Genomic DNA, 15,458 nt, shown 5'->3' on the forward strand with positions numbered 1-15,458 from the left:
GAACCGGGCGAGCAGCGGTTCGGGGAACGGGGCGGGCAGCGGGCGGGGCGGCCGGTCACGCAGCGGACCGGCGGCAGCGCGACCACGGCCGCGGGCGGCCCTGTTCGGCAAAGCCTTCCGGGGCGGGCCGCCGACTGTCACACTCGCTGGTGTGCCCGACTTCGACGTGTTGGTGATCGGTTCAGGTCCTGGTGGTCAGAAGGCGGCCATCGCGGCGGCCAAGCTCGGACGGCGGGCGGCGGTGGTGGACCGCGCGGACTCGCTGGGCGGGGTGTCGATCCACACCGGCACGATCCCGTCCAAGACGCTGCGGGAGGCGGTGCTCTACCTCACCGGCCTCAACCAGCGGGATCTGTACGGCCAGAGCTACCGGCTCAAGGAGGACATCACCGTCGCGGACCTGACCGCGAGGACGCAGCATGTGGTCGGCCGCGAGGTCGATGTGATCCGCAGTCAGCTCTCCAGGAACCAGGTCGCGCTGCTCTCCGGCACCGGGCGCTTCGTCGACCAGCACACCGTCGCGGTGCGCGACGCGGTCGGCCAGGACCGGCTGGTGACGGCCGAGCACATCGTGATCGCCACCGGCACCCGGCCCGCGCGCCCGGCGAGCGTCGAGTTCGACGACCGTACGGTGCTGGACTCCGACAGCGTCCTCAGCATGGAGCGGGTGCCGCGGTCCATGGTGATCGTCGGCGCCGGGGTCATCGGCATGGAGTACGCGTCGATGTTCGCCGCCCTCGGCAGCAAGATCACCGTGGTGGAGCAGCGCGAGGGAATGCTGGACTTCTGCGACGCCGAGATCGTCGAGGCGCTCAAGTACCACCTGCGCGATCTCGCGGTCACCTTCCGCTTCGGCGAGACGGTCGCGGCGGTCTCGCGGCACGAGCGCGGCACCCTGACCGTGCTGGAGAGCGGCAAGAAGATCGCCGCGGACGCGGTGATGTACTCGGCGGGACGGCAGGGTCTGACCGACGAACTGGACCTCGACAAGGCCGGTCTGCAAGCCGACAAGCGCGGCCGGATATCGGTGGACGAGCACTTCCGCACCGCGGTCCCGCACATCTACGCCGTCGGTGACGTCATCGGCTTCCCCGCGCTGGCCGCGACCTCGATGGAGCAGGGCAGGACCGCCGCGTACCACGCCTGCGGCGAACCCGTGCACGCGATGCGGGACGGCCAGCCGATCGGCATCTACACCATTCCCGAGGTCAGCTTCATCGGCCGCACCGAGGACCAGCTCACCGACGAACTGGTGCCGTTCGAGGTCGGTGTCTCCCGCTACCGCGAGCTGGCCCGCGGCCAGATCATCGGTGACGCGCACGGCATGCTGAAACTGCTGGTCTCGCCGGAGGACCGCAAGCTGCTCGGCGTGCACTGCTTCGGCACCGGCGCCACCGAGCTGATCCACATCGGCCACGCCGTGATGGGCTGCGGCGGCACCGTCGACTACCTCGTGGACGCCGTCTTCAATTACCCGACGCTCGCCGAGTCCTACAAGGTCGCGGCGCTCGACGTCACCAACAAGATCCGGCAGATCGACCGGCTGGGGGACTGAGCCGCGCGGGTGCTGTGTCGCCGATGAGTTTTCGGCGGGCGGCCGGTCATAAAGGTGAACGGCGGCGCTCGGGCGCCGACGACAGCCTGACGCGAGGAGACCGCGATGCCCCGGATCACCCCCAACCTCTGGTTCGACACCGAGAGCCAGGAAGCCGCCGAGTTCTACGTCTCGGTCTTCCCGAACTCGCGGATCACCGACACCACCTACTACGGCGAGGCCGGTCCGCGCGAGGCGGGCACCGTACTGACCGTGGCGTTCGAGCTGGACGGCCAGCCGTACATCGCGATCAACGGCGGCCCCGAGTTCCCCTTCACCGAGGCCGTCTCGCTGCTGATCACCTGTGAGGACCAGGCCGAGGTCGACCACTACTGGGCCCGGCTCACCGAGGGCGGCGGCTCCGAGGGCCCGTGCGGATGGCTCAAGGACAAGTACGGGCTGTCCTGGCAGGTCGTCCCCACCGGCATGGTGGCGATGCTGAACGACCCCGACGCGGAGCGCGGCCAGCGCGCGATGAAGGCGATGCTCGGCATGAAGAAGATCGACCTGGCGGCGCTCAAGGCCGCCGCCGACGGCACCGGGGCCTGACGGACGCCGACGGGAGGACGTACCACGCGCCGCTAGGAAGCGCCGTCCGACGCGGGACGGGCACGGGGGTGGCGGCGCAGGAAGTCGTCCACGAGACGGTCGGTGAAGTCCCGGTCGACCGGGTCCCCGGTCACCAGGACGCGGTGGTAGATCGGCCCCACGAGCCGGTCGACCTCGGCCGTCAGGTCGAGACCGGCGGGGAGTTCGCCGCGGCCCACCGCGTTCTCCAGCGGGAGCCGGTCGCGGCGACGCTGCTCGTCGAGATAGCGGGCGCGCAGCACGGCCGCGAACTCCGGGTCGTGCTGCGCGTGCCCGAGCAGGGCCCGGAAGACCGCGCCCGCGTCTGACGCGGTGAGGAAGCCGGCCAGCAGGCCCAGGTGCTCGCGGAGATCGGCGCCGAGATCGCCGTGGTCGGCCGGGGCGAGGGCTTCGGCGGCGTCCTGGAGGAAGGCGTCCAGAAGGACGTCGGTCTTGGTGTTCCAGCGGCGGTAGATGGTCTGTTTGGCGACCCCGGCCCGCGCCGCGATGCCCTCGACGGTGACACCGGCGAAGCCCTTCTCGACCAGGAGGTCGTCGGCGGCTTCCAGTACGGCCATCCGCGCCTGCTCGCTGCGCCCGTGCCGGTTGCCGTGGTGCCGCGCCGTCCGGTCGGCGTCAGCCCCGGCGCCCTCCGCACCCTCCGTGCCGTCCGCACCCTCAGCGCCCCCCGCGCTCTCGGTGCCCCTGGCGCCGTCGGCGACCGAACTCCCTCGCTCCATGTCTGCATCCTCCGGGTCCCGGGGTAGGTCGGCAACTTCTAGACGCAACGCAACGGTGCGTCTACTCTAGAGCCCATGACAGCCACCAGCACCCTCCGCGACCCCCGGGTCGTCTCCGCCCTGACCGCGATGTTCGACCGGGCCGCGCAGGACGACGCGACCCGCCGCCGTATCCGGGCCGCGTGGCCCGACGGCTTCGCCCCGGCGACGCCGCGGGAGTTGGCCGACGCCAACGCCGAGGTCTACATGCCGATCTCGGCCGACGGCGGAAAACTCCTGTACAGCCTGGTCCGGGCCGTCCGCCCGGCCACCGTCGTCGAATTCGGCACCTCCTTCGGGATCTCCACCCTCCACCTGGCCGCCGCGGTGCGCGACAACGGCGCGGGGCGGGTGATCAGCACCGAACTGAGCGCGGACAAGGCCGCCGCGGCCCGCGTGACCTTCGCCGAGACGGGTCTGGACGGACTGGTCACCGTCCTCGAAGGCGACGCCCGCGACACCCTCGCCGAGCTGTCAGGTCCGGTGGACTTCCTGCTGCTCGACGGCTGGAAGGACCTCTGTCTGCCCGTCCTGCGGCTGCTCGAACCGCGCCTCGCGCCGGGCACCCTCGTCGTGGCCGACGACGTGGACCTCACGGACCTGGCGCCGTATCTCGACTACGTCCGCGATCCGCGCGACGGCTACGAGAGCGTCACCTTCCCGGTCGAGGACGGCATGGAGATCAGCTGCCGTCTGTGAGCCGCGGCGGCAAAGGGCCGGCAGGACGAACGGCCGGGCAGGGCCCCCGGCGGACGGCAACGGGAAGAGGGCCGCGGCGGCCCGGAAAGCAGAGGCGGATGAAAGGCGACGCCGTGGAGCGCGCGGAGCAGCCGAGCCCTCGCGGAGCGCGGCGGCTGCTCGCCGACCACGCCATCGACACCCGCCCGCTGGCCCTGCCCGCCTTCCGGCGGCTCTTCATCGGCCAGGGCACGTCGTTCGTCGGCTCGATGCTCACCCAGATCGCGGTGCCGGTCCAGGTCTTCCGGATCTCGCACTCGTCGCTGGCCGTCGGCATGGTCGGCTTCGCCGGTCTGGTGCCGCTGATCGTCTTCGGCCTCTACGGCGGGGCCGTCGCCGACGCCGTCGACCGCAGGACGCTGTATCTGTGGTCCTCGCTCGGCACCTGGACGGTGACGCTGGCGCTGCTCGCGCAGACGCTGCTCGACCTGCGCAATGTCGGGCTGATCCTCGCCCTGGTCGCGACGCAGTCGGCCGGGTTCGCGATGGCCAGTTCCGCGCGCGGCGCGATCGTGCCGCGCATCGTCGAACCCGGCCTGATCCCCGCCGCGAACACCCTCAACTACGTGATCGGCACGGTCGGCGAGGTCGTCGGCCCGCTGATCGCCGGTGTCCTCGTCACCGTCCCGCACGGCTTCGCGTACGCGTACGGCGCGGACGCCGTGCTGTTCACGGCCGCGCTGCACTCCACGCTGCGGCTGCCCCGACTTCCGCCGGACGGCTCCGCGGGCCGCCTGGGTCTGCGGTCGGTACGGGACGGGCTGTCCTTCATCGGCGGGCGGCCGGTGCTGGTGATGAGCTTCTTCGTGGACATCTGTGCCATGACGCTGGCGATGCCGCGGTCGCTGTTCCCCGCCGTCGCGGACGCCCGCTTCGGCGGCTCGGTCGGACTGCTCTACTCCGCCATCCCGATCGGCTCCGTCCTGGCCGGGTTCGCCAGCGGATGGATCGGCCGGATCCGGCGGCAGGGCGTGGTGCTCACCGGCGCCGTGCTGGTGTGGGGCGCCGCCGTCGCCGTCTCCGGCCTGGCCCGCCAACTCTGGCTGGTCGTCCTGCTCCTCGCCGTGGCCGGCGCGGCCGACCTGATCAGCGCGGTCCTGCGCCAGACGCTCCTCCAGACCTACGCCCCCGACGAGATGCGAGGCCGCATGCAGGGCGTCCACACCGTCGTCGTCGCCGGCGGCCCCCGGCTGGGCGACCTGCGCGCCGGTACCATGGCCGCCGCGCTCGGCGCCGGGCTGTCCTGGACGATCGGCGGCCTCGCCTGCGTGGCGGTCGTGGCACTCGCCGCCCCGCTGGCCCGCTCCTTCTGGCGCTACGACTCCGGCGCTCCGGCCCCGGCGGCCGACCCCGCGAAGGACACCGGCCCGCTGCGCGAGCAGACCGCCCCCTGACGGCTCACCAGCCGGTGCGCCCCGCCGGGTACATCCGCTCGCATCAGCTCTTTGCACCAACCCCATTCGCGCCAGTCGGCACACTCCCCTCGCGGCGCCGGATCTGTCATCGTCGACTTGTCAGCGCACGAACAGAAATGCGCTCCAGCGGACCCACAACCAGACATGACCCGACGTCGAACCGACGCCGTGGTTTCGAGCGCGGTTCGAGGTCCTCTCCCCCACGCTGATCCGCACCGCGTACGCGGGCGACACCGCGTTCCTGGACGCGCCGACCTTCAACGCCGTCGGCCGTGACGGCTTCGGCGGCGCCCCGTTCACCCAGCGGGTTCTCGCGCGCGTACGGCTCACTCCAGACCGGCGGCTACGGCGGCAGGGCCGGGCTCGTGACCGGGCCGTGGGCCGACAAGCGCACCACCGTGCACTTCACCGGTGACACCCGCTCGAGCGAGGCGCTGCTGCCGTACACGTACACCCTGGCCGAGGAGGCTCGGAGGCCCGGTGTGCCGGTGTGCCGGTGACCAACGCCACCGCGCCGAAGTCCGTGACCGTGGACGGCGTCCCGGTGGCCAGGAGCGCCTGGGCGTGGGACGCCGCCGCCGGGAAGGTGACCGTCACCGTTCCGCAGAGGTCCGTGCGTCAGCAGGTCACCGTCAACTATCGGTGACGCCGCCCGGGGACGCCGCCGGGGCCCACCGCGCCTCGGTGGCGTCCAGCAGGTGTGCGATACGTGCGGGGTCCGGCAGCGGGCCGTGATCGCCGGGGACCCGCAGGGCCGCGCCCGCGGTGACATGGCCGAGGCGCAGCGCGCGGACGGGCGGCTCGCCGCGGAGCAGGCCGGTGAGGAATCCGGCGGCGAAGGCGTCGCCCGCGCCGACGGGTTCCACGACCTCGACGGCGCGGGCGGGCACGGTGTGCGCCGTCGCGCCGTCGAAGGCGGTCGCGGCGCGGGCGCCGTCCTTGACCACCAGCACACGCGGGCCCGGCAGCAGGGCGCGTACGTCGGCGGCGTCGGCGATGTGCGCGCCCCACAACTCCTGAGCCTCGTCCAGGCCGACGAAAGTGATGTCCGCGCGGTCGGCGAAGTCGCGCAGGACGCCGGGCGCCGCGCCGTCCGGCCAGAGCGCGGGCCGGTGGTTGACGTCGAAGCTGACCGGCAGCGGGCCGCGCAGCGCCGCGTCCACCAGGTCGCGGCAGGAGTCCGACAGCGCCGCCGTGACGCCGGTCAGGTGCAGCAGCCCCGCGGTGCGTACGGCCTCGGCCGCCAGCGATCGCGGCCCGAGCGCGGACGCGGCCGACCCCCGCCGGTAGTAGTGCACGCGGGTGCCCTGCCCGCCGGGGCTCTTCACCATCACCCCGGTCGGCCGCCCCGTGTCGGTCCTGACGCCGCCGACGTCCACCCCGCACGCCGCGACCTCGGCCACGATCCGCCGCCCGAACGGATCGTCACCGACCGCCGACACCCACCGGGCCTCCACCCCGTGGTCGGCCAGATACATCGCCGCGTTCGACTCCGCCCCGGCGACCTCCACCCGCAACCGCCGTGCCTCCGCGAGCGTTTCACCGGTCTCCGGCACCATCGCGACCATGGTCTCCCCGAGGCAGGCGACGGGGCCGCCGATCCGGATCACGGCAGTCTCCTCGCGGAGGTACGGCGCGGGCCCCGTCCGGTCATGGCGAGTGACGGCGCCAGGCGCTGCCCCCGTTCGGTCGTACTCCCGGTCATCGCGCGGCCCGCGCGCTCGGCGCGTCCGTCTCCGCGACGGCGGCGAGGAAGTCCCTGGCCCGCGCGCGGAGCGCGGTCCGGCTGCCGCCGCTCGCCGCGTCGCCGATGAGGGGCGAGCCGACGCCGACCGCGAGGGCTCCGGCGGCGAAGTAGGCGCGGGCGGCCGGGATGTCGACGCCGCCGACGGGCACGAAGGGCAGGTCGGGGAAGGGGCCGCGCAGGGCGCGGAGGTAGCCGGGGCCGCCCGCTTGCTCGGCGGGGAAGAGCTTGAGCGCGGTGGCGCCGAGCCGCCGCGCGGTGACGATATCGGTGGGCGTCATCACTCCGGCCAGCACGGGCAGGCCCAACTCCCGTGCGGCGCTGACGCCTTCGCCGACCGCGGGCGTGACGACGAAGTCGGCCCCGGCGCGGTGCGCGTCCTTGGCGTCCCGCTCGGTGAGGACGGTGCCCGCGCCGAGCGGCGCGTCGGGGCCGAGGGCGGCGCGGGCCGCGGCGATGACGCCGAGAGCGTTCCGGCCGCTGAGCGAGACCTCGACCAGCGCGACGCCCTCCTCGACCAGGGTCAGTACGGTGCGCAGCGACGCGTCCTCGTCGTCGCCGCGCACGATGGCGACGAGGCGGTGGGCGCGCAGCGCGGTGAGCAGGTCCACGGGTGATGTTCCTTTCCTGTTGCGGTGATTCGGACGGCGTGGGTCCGGGGCGGGCGGTGGGGTCGCGGCCCGTCGAGGGTCGAGCGGCCCGGGGCGGACGGTCCGGTCGGAGTGAGCCGGTCGCGGTGCGGTGAGCCGGTCGCGGTGCGCCGGTCGCGGTGCGCCGGTCGCGGTGCGCCGATCCCGTCGAGGGTTCAGCGGCCCGGGGCGGACGCGGCGGCGGTGGCGGCGGAAGCACCGGCGGCCGTGACCGTGAGCCGCCAGCGGACCTCGCCGCTCGCGGGCACGCGGGCCGCGTCCCCCTCCCCCGCCGTCGCCAGGTCGAAGACCCGCCCGAGCATCGGCTCCACGCCGATCGAGCGGTACGGCGCGCCCTCGGGGAAGCCGCCCAGATTCCGCCACAGGGCGATGGACGCGGGCTGACCGGCCACGTCGAGCGCGAACCGCAGCCGGTCGGGCCCGTCGTGCACGGTCGCCGTCGCGGCCTCGACGACCGCGCCGCTCGCCGTACCGTCGTCGGGCCCGAGCAGGTCGAAGCGGGTACGCGTCCCGTCGCCCGTGCCCCCGGCGGACGGCCAGGTGAACGGCTCGCGCCGCGCGCCCCCGTCCGGGTAGTGCAGGGCCTGTGCGCCGGGCGGCAGTTCGATCCGGCCGTCCCGCGACACGTCGAGGAGCGCGTGGGCGGCCCACAGGAAACGGTAGCCGGGCGCGGCGGTCAGCCGGTAGTCGACCACCGCGCCGCCGCCGGGGCCGCCCCCGATCCGCCGGGTGAGCCGGAAGTCGGGGTGGTCGACCCGGTCCGCGCCATCTGCGCCGTCCCCGCCGTTCTCGCGCCGCCAGGGGCGCGACCACACGTCGCCGTGGTCGGGGACGCCCCGGACGGTGGGCAGGCACTCCTCCACACCGCCCGCGTCGGCGAAGGCGTCACCGGGCGCGACGCCCGCGCGGCGCGGCTCGTCCCGGTGCCAGAGCCATTCGCGGTCCCCGGCCCGCAGCGACGTCCAACGGCCGCCGTGCGCAAGGTCGGTGACGATCCGTACGGGAAGCGCCGCCCCGGTCAGCGCTGTCACCATTCCGCGAACGACCCGTCGGCGTGCCGCCACACCGGATTGCGCCAGGCGTGCCCACCGCGGTCGGCGGCGCGTACCGCCGCCTCGTCCACGGTGATCCCGAGCCCCGGCAGCCCGGTGCGCAGCGCCTGGCCGTCCACGAAGCGGAACGGCTCGGTGTCCACCAGATACGACAGCAGGTCGGCGTCCTTGTTGTAGTGGATGCCGCGGCTCTGCTCCTGGATGAGGAAGTTCGGCGTGCAGAAGGCGACTTGGAGGCTGGCGGCGAGCGAGATCGGCCCGAGCGGGCAGTGCGGGGCGAGTTGGGCGCCGTACGTCTCGGCGAGCGACGCGATCCGCGTCACCTCGGTGATGCCCCCGGCGTGCGAGAGGTCCGGCTGCGCCACGGCTATGCCCGCGGTGAGCGCGGGCAGGAACTCCGCGCGCCCGTACAGGCGTTCACCGGTCGCGATCGGCACTTCGGTGGAGGCCACCAGGCCGCCGAGCAGATGTCCCAGCTCCGGCAGCAGCGGCTCCTCGACGAACAGCGGGTGCAGCGGCGCGATTTCACGCAGGACGCGCCGGGCGCCCGCGGCGGTGAAGCGGCCGTGGAAGTCGACGGCGACATCGCGTCCGGGGCCGAGCGCCTGGCGCGCGGCGGCCACCCGCTCCACAACGGCGGCGGTCTCGGCGGGCGTGGTGAGCGCCGACGTGCGGCCGGCCGCGTTCATCTTGACGGCGGTGAAGCCCGCCTCGACCTGCGCGCCGACGTCCTCCGCGAGCCGCGCGGGCTCGTCGCCGCCGACCCAGGCGTAGACCCGGACCGCGTCCCTGACCGGACCGCCGAGCAGGCCGTACACGGGGGCGCCGTACGTCTTGCCCGCGATGTCCCACAGCGCGTGGTCGAGACCGGCGACGGCGCTGGAGAGCACCGGGCCGCCGCGGTAGAAGCCGCCCTTGGTGAGCACCTGCCAGTGGTCCTGGATCCGCAGCGGGTCCTGGCCGATCAGATACTCGGCCAGCACGTCGACGGCGGCGCGCACCACCTCGGCCCGCCCCTCGACCACGGGTTCGCCCCAGCCGACGACGCCCTCGTCCGTCTCGATCCGGCAGAACAGCCACCGGGGCGGTACGAGGAAGGTCTCGACGCGCACTATCTTCACTTCGCCGCCTCTGAAGCCGTGGAGGTCTGGGATTCCTTGGTTGCCCGCGCCGTTTCGGATGCCTGCGCCCTTTCGGATGCCCGCGCCCTTTCGGATGCCCGCGCCGTTTCGGATGCCCCGGTTGTCCCGGACCCGCCGGCCCCCTCGACCGCCTCGGCGCCCGAGCCGTGCACCAGGTCCAGGTCGCGGACGGCCTGGTCGAGCAGGGCCCGCATGGCGCGCTCGGCGGCGTCCGGGTCCTGGTCGCGTACCGCGTCGAGGACGGCCCGGTGGCTGGGCACCGGGTCCTGGCCGTGCGGGGAGCTGTGCACGATCTCGTCGCGGTGCGCGAGACCGGACTCGATCACCATCTCCATCCGCTCCAGCAGTTCGTTGTGGGTTGCGGCGAGCAGGGCGCGGTGGAAGGCGAGGTCGGCCTCGACCGCGTGCGCGGCGCCGCCCTCGTCCTCACCCATCGCGGTGAGCGCGGAGTCCAGCGCGACCAGGTCCCCGTCGGTACGGCGCACCGCCGCCAGCCGTACGGCGGCCGGTTCGACGATCCCGCGGACCTCGCCGAGGCTGCGCAGCAGCCCCAGGTCGGCCCCGGTGCCGGTGCCGCCCGCGAACTGCCAGCGCAGCACGTCGGCGTCCAGCAGATTCCAGTCGGCGCGGGCTCTGACGAAGGTGCCGCGCTTCTGCCGCGCGTCGACCATCCCCTTGGCCGCCAGCACCTTCAGCGATTCGCGCAGCGCGGTGAGACTGACGTCCAACTCGCTCTGCAACGCCACGAGATCGAGTGTCGCCCCTTCGGGGATCTCGCCGCTGAGCACCCGGCGCGCGAGAGTCTCCACGGTCTGCCCGTGCACTCCGCGGCGCGCGTATGGCGTCATGTCGTTCTGCCTTTCTCCAGGTCGGGTGGGGTACCCCGGGTGAGGTACGGCGATGGTGGTCGGCGGCGGTCAGGCCGAGGCCTTGGTGACACTCCAGCCGCCGTCCACCAGCAGGCTCGAACCGGTGATGTACGAGGCGTCGTCCGAGGCGAGGAAGGCGATGGCCGCGGCGACCTCCTCCGGGCGGCCGAAGCGGCGCGCCGCGGTCTCCGCGACGCTGCGGGCCCGGTCCTCCTCGGGCACCCGGTCCCAGGCCGCGGTGAGGATCGGACCGGGGAGCACCGCGTTGACCCGGACCTCGGGCCCGTACTCGACGGCCAGTTGGCCGCTCAGCGACAGCAGCGCGCCCTTGGCCGCCGCGTAGGCGGGGTGGCCGGGGATGCCCTTGTGCGCGTGGACGGAGGAGGTGAGGACGGCGGCGCCGCGGGCGGTGCGCAGGTCGGGCAGCAGCGCCCGGAAGCCGAGGAAGCCGCCGGTGAGGTTGACCGCGAGCTGACGCTCCCAGGAGGCGACGGACATCTCGTGGGCCGGGGCCACGTCGACGGTGTAGGCGTTGGAGACCAGAGCCGCCACGGGGCCGTAGGCGTGCGCCACCGCGACGATCCGCTCCCAGTCCTCGGGGTCGGACACGTCCGCCCGTACGGACACCGCCCGGCCGCCCTCCTCGCGGATGCCCGCGGCGACGCCCTCGGCGCGGTCGGCCGCGATGTCGGCGAGGACCACGGCGGCGCCCTCGGCCGCGAGCCGTTCTGCGGTGGCCGCGCCGATCCCGGAAGCGGCTCCGGTGACCACGGCCACCTTGTCGGCGAAGCGGAGTGCTGCGTTCATGTGCTGGTCCTGCTCCTCGGTACGGTGGGGCTGGTCGGTGCGGTCGGGTCGCTCGGTGCGGTCGGACCGGTCCGGGCCTCCCGCGACTTTAGTGACGCCCGGAGCCGTCGGCGGCCTCCTGCCGCGCCAGCACGACGAGTTCGGCGTCGTGTCGACCGGTCCAGCCGAACGGCAGGCCGCTGTGGAGCAGATACGCCCCGCTGTACACCGTCCCGTCCGCCGTGTCGGTGTAGCGGGCGGCGGGGTCCAGCCCGCGCAGCCGCAGCCGCGAGGCGCGTCCGGGGACCAGCGGCGCGCCGTCGAGCCGTCCGGTGCTCCACGCGGTGACCACGACCCGCGCGCCGCCGCGTTCCTCGTACTGGACACCGCAGGTCGGATCGGCGGGGCCGTTCAGCAGCCGGGCCGTGCCGTGGTGGACGACGTCGCGGATCTCCTTGTAGCGGGCGATCCAGCCCGCCGCCTCGGTGCGCTGCTCCGGCGTCCAGGCGCGGATGTCGGCGCCGATGCCGAGCACGCCCGCGATGGCGAGGACGAAGCGGAAGGCCAGGGAGCGGGGCCGCGGGTCGAAGACGCCGGGCGCGTCGGTGACCCAGGAGCTCATGGTGTGCGGGGCGTGCGCGTGCAGATAGCCGTACTGGATGGCGAGCCGGTCGAGCGGCGCGGTGTTGTCGCTGGGCCAGACCACGTCGGTACGGGCCAGCGTGGCGTGTTCGATGCGGGCGCCGCCGCCCGCGCAGCCCTCGACGGTGACGTGCGGGTGGTGGGCGCGCAGGTGGTCGAGGACCCGCAGGTATCCGGCGACGTGGTCGGCGTCGAGGTCCTGGCCCGCGGCCGGTCCCGTGTCGGGTCTGCCGCGCTCGGTCGGCGGGCGGTTCATGTCCCACTTGAGGTAGCTGACGGCGTGTTCGCCGAGCAGCCGGTCCAAGGTGGCGATCACGAAGTCCTGCACGTCCACCCGGCCGAGGTCGAGCAGCAGTTGCTCGCGGACGAGGGTCGCCGGGCGGCCGTCGATCCGGTACACCCACTCGGGGTGCTTGGCGTACAGCTCGGACCGCGGGCTGATCGCCTCCGGCTCGACCCACAGGCCGAAGTCCATGCCGGTGGCGCGGACCCGCTCGATGAAGCCGTCGAATCCCTCGGGGAAGTTGGCCGGGTCCGGGGTCCAGTCGCCCAGTCCCCCGGTCTCGTCATGCCGCCCGCGGAACCAGCCGTCGTCCACGACGAAGAGTTCGACGCCCATGTCGGCGGCGACGGCGGCCAGTTCGAGCTGCGCGTCGGCCTCGACGTCGAAGCCGGTGGCCTCCCAGGAGTTGTACTGCACCTTGCGGGTACGGTGCAGCCGCTCGCCGCTCAGCGCGCGCTCGTACGCGTGCCAGATCCGCGTCAGTCCGTCGAGCCCTTCCGGGCTGAAGGCGCAGGCGACGCGCGGGGTGGTGAGCGTGGCGCCGGGCGCGAGGCGGACGGACTCCTCGTGCGGCAGCCGTCCGGCGCGTACGCGGACGATCCCGCCGGGTTCCGCGTCCGCGGTGATGTGCCAGTTGCCCGACCACTCCAACGCGATGCCGTAGGTGGGGGTGTCGCCCTCCTGCGGGGCGGCGGCGTCCTGGACCGCGAGCCAGGGCGCGTAGGCGTGGCCCGGCACTGCCTGGGTGGAGGCCATCTCGAACCGGCCCCTGACGAGGTCGAGTTGGGTGCGCTGGAACTCCTGCGACCACTGGCCCGTGAGGTAGGTGAGCCGGGCGCCCCCGCCGTCGGTGACGGGGACGCTGATCGCGGCGGAGTCCAGGCGTTCCAGGCGCAGTTCGTCCGGTCCCGTGCAGGTCAGCTCGGTCCAGCGCAGCAGTACGTCGGTGCCGGGCACGGTCTCGTAGCGCAGCGCGACCCGCAGTCCGAGGTGGTCGTCGGTGAAGTCCAGGCGCAGCGACCGGTCGTCGTCCTGTGTGGCGCGCTCGAAGGTCCACCACACGCCGCGTTCGCCGTCGGGGCGGCGTACGACGAGGTCGGCGCCGCCGAAGGGACGCATGCCCTGGGGCAGGTATTCGGCCGGGGCGGCGTCGGCGGGGGTGATGTAGTGGGTGCGGCGCGACCAGTCCAGCGGGGACGGGCCGGTCTCGGCGCCGTGCGGGCCCCAGGCGGCGACCTCGGCCCACCGCCCGTCGCCGCCGAGGCGGACGGCGTAGGTGGTGGTGTCGGTGCGCAGCAGCCACGGTGCGGCCGACGGCGTTGCGGACGGGGTCACTTGACTGCTCCCAGGTTGAGTCCGGCCACGAAGTGCCGCTGGAATCGGAGGAAGACGATGACGGTCGGGGCGGCGGCGATCACGGAACCGGCCGCGATGACGTTCCACATGGAGACGTACTGGCCCTGGAGGCCGATCAGCGACGCGGTGATCGGCATCTTGCTGTCGGTGCGCAGCACGGTGATGGCCCACAGCAGGTCGTTGAAGATCCACGTGAACGACAGCGCGGTGAGCGCGGCGAGCGCGGGCCTGGCGAGCGGCAGGATGATCCGCGTGTAGATCTGCCAGGGGCCCGCTCCGTCGATGACGGCGGCCTGCTGGATCTCCGGCGGGATGGACCGCATGAAGCCGTGCAGCACGAAGACGTAGAAGCCGACGCCGAAGCCGACCTGGACGCCGATGAGGGCGTACAGCGAGTCGTAGAAGCCCAGTTGCTCGCTGAGCTTGGAGACCGGGATCAGCAGGATCTGCGGCGGCAGCAGATTGCCGCTGAGCATCACCAGCAGCAGTACGCGGCGCAGCGGCACGTCGTACCGGCTGAGCGCGAAGGCGGCCATCGAGGCGAGCAGCAGCGAGACCAGCACGGTGGGGACGGACACCAGCATGCTGTTGATCAGCGCGCGCTGCTGTCCGCCGTCGACCCACGCCTGGCGGAAGCCGTCGAGGGTGAAGGAGTGCGGCAGGCCGCCGAGGCCGTTGGCGGCGATGTCGTCGAAGGAGCGGGTGCTGGTGACCAATACGACGACGATGGGGATCAGCCAGATCAGCGACAGCAGTCCCGCGCCGGTGTGGAAGGCGGCGGTCCCCCAGGCGCGGCGCCGGTCGGGCCGACGGCTCCCGCCGCGCGCGGCCTTCGCACCGGCACCCGCGTCCTCGCCGGTACGGTCCGCGGTCGGCGCCGCGTCGGCGCCCGCGTGCGTGACGGTCATGAGTCGGCCTCCTTGAAGGCGCGCACCAGGTACGACGCGATCACGCCGAACGCCAGCACGAAGATCACGACGGCGAGCGCGGAACCGTAGCCGAGCCGCAGGGACTGGAAGGCGGTGGAGTACATGTACGTGCTGAGCAGTTCGGAGGAGTGGTACGGGCCGCCGCGGGTGAGCGCCCACACCACGTCGAAGGAGCGCAGCGAGTCGATGATGATGACCGACAGCACGACCGCGTTGACGCTGCTGAGCTGCGGCAGCGTGATGTGCCGGAACTGCTGCCAGCGGGAGGCGCCGTCGACCTTGGCGGCCTCGTAGAGCATCGGGTCGATGCCCTTGAGTCCGGCCAGGTAGAGCACCATCACGTAGCCGATCTGCCGCCACAGGGCGGGCACGATCACGGCGTAGAAGGCGGTGTCCTGGTCGGCGAGCCAGGGGTGGGTGAGGCTGCCGAGTCCGAGGCCGGACAGGGTGTGGTTGATCAGGCCGTCCGGCTGGTACATCGCCTGCCAGACCAGGGCGGTCGCGGTCAGCGAGAACACCACGGGCAGGAAGAGCGCGGCCCGGTAGAAGCCGACCCCGCGCCGCTCCTGCTGGAGCAGCAGGGCCGCGCCGAGGCCGAGCGCGGCGGACAGGCCGCCGAAGAGCACCAGCCACAGCACGGTGTCGAGCACGGCGGTGTGGAAGACGCTGTCGTGCACCATCTCCCGGTAGTTGCCCAGGCCGATGAACCGCGGCGCCGAGACCCCGTCCCACTTGGTCAGCGAGAGGTAGAAGCCCTGGAGGGCGGGCCAGAAGACCCAGAAGCCCTCGGCGAGCAGCGGGACCAGGACGAAGGCGAGGACGACGGGCGGGACCCGGGTCGCCTGCTTGCGCTTCTTCGGCTTCCCCGGCTTCTTGCCCGGGTCCGCGCGGGTCGCGGTGAGCACCGCCATC

Annotated in this window: 15 protein-coding genes and 1 pseudogene; 6 read left to right on the forward strand and 10 right to left on the reverse strand. The window is 73.3% G+C overall.

Going from position 1 to position 15,458, the window contains the following annotated elements; translation table 11 throughout:
• Positions 1-151 precede the first annotated feature (151 nt).
• Both sthA and ACIOC1_RS14720 read left to right on the forward strand, forming a co-directional pair.
• Positions 152-1,555 carry a Si-specific NAD(P)(+) transhydrogenase gene (gene sthA, locus ACIOC1_RS14715; protein ID WP_355334926.1) on the forward strand — a complete coding sequence of 468 codons (1,404 nt, stop codon included), beginning with the start codon at positions 152-154 and terminating at the stop codon, positions 1,553-1,555.
• Positions 1,556-1,660: 105 nt separating this feature from the next.
• A complete protein-coding gene (locus tag ACIOC1_RS14720) occupies positions 1,661-2,143 on the forward strand; it encodes a VOC family protein (RefSeq protein WP_355334929.1) in 483 nt (160 codons plus the stop codon).
• 32 nt (positions 2,144-2,175) lie between these two features.
• On the opposite strand, the gene ACIOC1_RS14725 is transcribed toward ACIOC1_RS14720, so the two are convergent.
• On the reverse strand, positions 2,176-2,901 hold the full coding sequence (locus tag ACIOC1_RS14725; RefSeq protein WP_401854393.1) for a TetR/AcrR family transcriptional regulator: 726 nt from the start codon (positions 2,899-2,901) through the stop codon (positions 2,176-2,178).
• A gap of 75 nt (positions 2,902-2,976) precedes the next feature.
• On the opposite strand from ACIOC1_RS14725, the gene ACIOC1_RS14730 reads away from it, so the two are divergent.
• The 4 genes from ACIOC1_RS14730 (at position 2,977) to ACIOC1_RS14745 (ending at position 5,739) form a co-directional block, all read left to right on the forward strand.
• Positions 2,977-3,639, forward strand: coding sequence for an O-methyltransferase (locus tag ACIOC1_RS14730; RefSeq protein WP_401854395.1), 663 nt, complete (start codon positions 2,977-2,979; stop codon positions 3,637-3,639).
• A 98-nt stretch (positions 3,640-3,737) separates the two neighbouring features.
• Positions 3,738-5,072 carry an MFS transporter gene (locus ACIOC1_RS14735; protein ID WP_401720458.1) on the forward strand — a complete coding sequence of 445 codons (1,335 nt, stop codon included), beginning with the start codon at positions 3,738-3,740 and terminating at the stop codon, positions 5,070-5,072.
• Positions 5,073-5,365: 293 nt separating this feature from the next.
• On the forward strand, positions 5,366-5,593 hold the full coding sequence (locus ACIOC1_RS14740) for a hypothetical protein (protein ID WP_401854909.1): 228 nt from the start codon (positions 5,366-5,368) through the stop codon (positions 5,591-5,593).
• Positions 5,590-5,739: a hypothetical protein gene (locus ACIOC1_RS14745; protein WP_401854398.1), complete on the forward strand. Its 150-nt coding sequence runs from the start codon at positions 5,590-5,592 to the stop codon at positions 5,737-5,739. The genes ACIOC1_RS14740 and ACIOC1_RS14745 overlap by 4 nt, the downstream gene beginning before the upstream one ends.
• On the opposite strand, the gene ACIOC1_RS14750 is transcribed toward ACIOC1_RS14745, so the two are convergent.
• The 9 genes and pseudogenes from ACIOC1_RS14750 to ACIOC1_RS14790 all read right to left on the reverse strand — a co-directional run bounded on the left by ACIOC1_RS14750 (position 5,726) and on the right by ACIOC1_RS14790 (position 15,457).
• On the reverse strand, positions 5,726-6,703 hold the full coding sequence (locus ACIOC1_RS14750) for a sugar kinase (protein ID WP_401854400.1): 978 nt from the start codon (positions 6,701-6,703) through the stop codon (positions 5,726-5,728). The two genes, ACIOC1_RS14745 and ACIOC1_RS14750, sit on opposite strands and share 14 nt — an antisense overlap.
• Before the next feature lie 91 nt (positions 6,704-6,794).
• Positions 6,795-7,448: a bifunctional 4-hydroxy-2-oxoglutarate aldolase/2-dehydro-3-deoxy-phosphogluconate aldolase gene (locus ACIOC1_RS14755; protein WP_401854403.1), complete on the reverse strand. Its 654-nt coding sequence runs from the start codon at positions 7,446-7,448 to the stop codon at positions 6,795-6,797.
• A 194-nt stretch (positions 7,449-7,642) separates the two neighbouring features.
• Positions 7,643-8,521 carry a hypothetical protein gene (locus ACIOC1_RS14760; protein WP_401854405.1) on the reverse strand — a complete coding sequence of 293 codons (879 nt, stop codon included), beginning with the start codon at positions 8,519-8,521 and terminating at the stop codon, positions 7,643-7,645.
• Positions 8,515-9,660 (reverse strand): galactonate dehydratase, encoded by a 1,146-nt coding sequence (gene dgoD, locus ACIOC1_RS14765; RefSeq protein ID WP_391047794.1) that lies wholly within the window; start codon positions 9,658-9,660, stop codon positions 8,515-8,517. The genes ACIOC1_RS14760 and dgoD overlap by 7 nt, the downstream gene beginning before the upstream one ends.
• Positions 9,661-9,791: 131 nt before the next feature.
• Positions 9,792-10,529: pseudogene (locus ACIOC1_RS14770) on the reverse strand (FadR/GntR family transcriptional regulator); the annotation flags it as partial.
• A 69-nt stretch (positions 10,530-10,598) separates the two neighbouring features.
• Positions 10,599-11,357, reverse strand: a complete 759-nt coding sequence (locus ACIOC1_RS14775) for an SDR family NAD(P)-dependent oxidoreductase (protein ID WP_355334955.1) — start codon at positions 11,355-11,357, stop codon at positions 10,599-10,601.
• An 88-nt stretch (positions 11,358-11,445) separates the two neighbouring features.
• A complete protein-coding gene (locus tag ACIOC1_RS14780) occupies positions 11,446-13,596 on the reverse strand; it encodes an alpha-galactosidase (RefSeq protein ID WP_401854410.1) in 2,151 nt (716 codons plus the stop codon).
• Positions 13,593-14,525 carry an ABC transporter permease subunit gene (locus ACIOC1_RS14785; RefSeq protein WP_391162655.1) on the reverse strand — a complete coding sequence of 311 codons (933 nt, stop codon included), beginning with the start codon at positions 14,523-14,525 and terminating at the stop codon, positions 13,593-13,595. The genes ACIOC1_RS14780 and ACIOC1_RS14785 overlap by 4 nt, the downstream gene beginning before the upstream one ends.
• Positions 14,522-15,457, reverse strand: coding sequence for a sugar ABC transporter permease (locus ACIOC1_RS14790; RefSeq protein WP_355334961.1), 936 nt, complete (start codon positions 15,455-15,457; stop codon positions 14,522-14,524). Before ACIOC1_RS14790 ends, ACIOC1_RS14785 begins: the two co-directional genes overlap by 4 nt.
• Position 15,458: the final 1 nt, after the last annotated feature.

Origin of the sequence: Streptomyces sp. NPDC088197, from assembly GCF_044741185.1 — a bacterium.
In the GTDB taxonomy this organism is placed as follows: domain Bacteria; phylum Actinomycetota; class Actinomycetes; order Streptomycetales; family Streptomycetaceae; genus Actinacidiphila.